General features: G+C 37.6%; 1 pseudogene. It reads right to left on the bottom strand.

The features are described 5' to 3' along the window. Positions 1-660: 660 nt before the first annotated feature. Positions 661-1,679 (bottom strand): annotated as a pseudogene (locus QUB20_RS28810) (IS1634 family transposase); the annotation flags it as partial. Positions 1,680-1,754 lie beyond the last annotated feature (75 nt).

Consider the following 1,754-nt stretch of genomic DNA (forward strand, 5'->3'; position numbering starts at 1 on the left):
AATTGCTGAAATCAGCATTTTATAGGATTCGTATGTCTATTTTCAGAATTCTATCAATAAGCGTTCAACACTTCTGCCTTAGATGGAAAAGTCCTCCGTGGCTCTTACAATATTGAAACGGGTGATAATCGGACCCCATCCCATCCAGCGATTCAATTGGTGACGGTCTACTTGGTCGAACGAGGACTGATTTTAACTCCCCAACAAGTGGATTGTAAAACCAATGAAATCAAAGCGATTCCACCCGTTTTGGAAGCCTTGGCCCAACGGGGAGTCGTTTTTGCCTTCGATGCCTTGAATACTCAAAAAAAACTTGTGAGCTAATTATTGAGTCTGGGAATGACTATCTCGGTGCCTTAAAAGGGAATCATAGCCATTTTCATAACCCACATTCCGCAGTTCTGGCTTTGATGACTAAGTATTTTTATACATTCACTGTAGGAAAAATATCTGTGCCTACCTTTTCTAATTTTAGTATCATTATTTTGCGATTTTGGCGAGATATAACAAATTTGAATTCACAGATATTTCCTAATATATTCCTTCGGCAATATCTGAACTAATTTTCCATGAATTAGACATCACAATTCCGGCAACATGATTTTTCTGTTGCCAATTATTTGAATTTATTCAACAATATTCTCCGGTTTGTTTTCCGAGTTACCCATCTTCAACTATTAAATAATATTGACCGCAAACCTTTCCTAAATAATTTAATATCTCCCGACGTTCCTTTGTTAAGTTGCTTATTTCTTCGGCTCCATTTAGGTTGACTAAATGTACGGCTTGAAACATCTGAAATACCCACCGCATTGTCGGTTTATTTGTCAATTTTATGACCTGGTTTCTGATGCTGGCATTGGCTGATTCTAATTCTTGCCTCAACTTTCTCTGGGCGAGATTATATACTAATAAACATACTCCCATTATCATGGCAATTGCTTCTACTCTCTCGGGTTTTTTCACGAAGACGCTTGATGTGAAAAATAATGGGTCTTTTAAAAATCTAAATCCTCTTTCGTTACTTTGTTGGTCTTTGTATTCTTCTAATATTTGCTCGTTGGTTATTTCGTTTTTATCTAAGATGTTTGTTGCCAGTATAAATCTCCCTGCTTTGATTTTTTCGGCGGATATTATTTCGGTCTGGTTTCTATTTTACCGATTATTTGATAGGCTATTGTGTCTATTTTACTAGCTTTTTTGCTTGGCGTTTTTGGTTTTTTATGGCTTTTTTCTTGACATTCAATTTCGGTAATTTTGTGATATTTCCATGTGTCTGATAGATTTTTGATGGCGGTTTCTGCGTCGGCAACACAGGCAAATTTTTGCCGATAAAGCTTGCTTAGTGAGGCTTGGGCGCTTAATTCTTGTTTGTTTACTTGTTTGTCTATTTGTTTGATGCTTGCTTGTTTTCTGAGTTCACTTTCTATAACTAACCATCTTTGCTTGATGTTTCCATATTCGCTGGCTCTTTCTGCTATTTTATATCCTTTTTTTGAGCTTGCTTGCCATTCGCTTTCTTGGATGTCTACGATTTTCTCTTGGGCTGATTTTATGCTTAATGGGACTCTTGTTATCCATTTGATTCCTGTCATTGCTGATAGGTTTTCCCTGGTGTATAAGGCGCTGTCTGCTACGCAAATTCCTTCAAATGTCCACTGTTTTTTGAATTCTTTTACTGGAGTTTAGACTAAAAAAGAGAGAACGGTGGCTTTCAGCAGGACTTGAGCCACCGCGCCGGGAGAGAATGAGGG

Source organism: Microcoleus sp. B4-C2, assembly GCF_036705265.1.
Taxonomy (GTDB): Bacteria; Cyanobacteriota; Cyanobacteriia; order Cyanobacteriales; family Microcoleaceae; genus Microcoleus.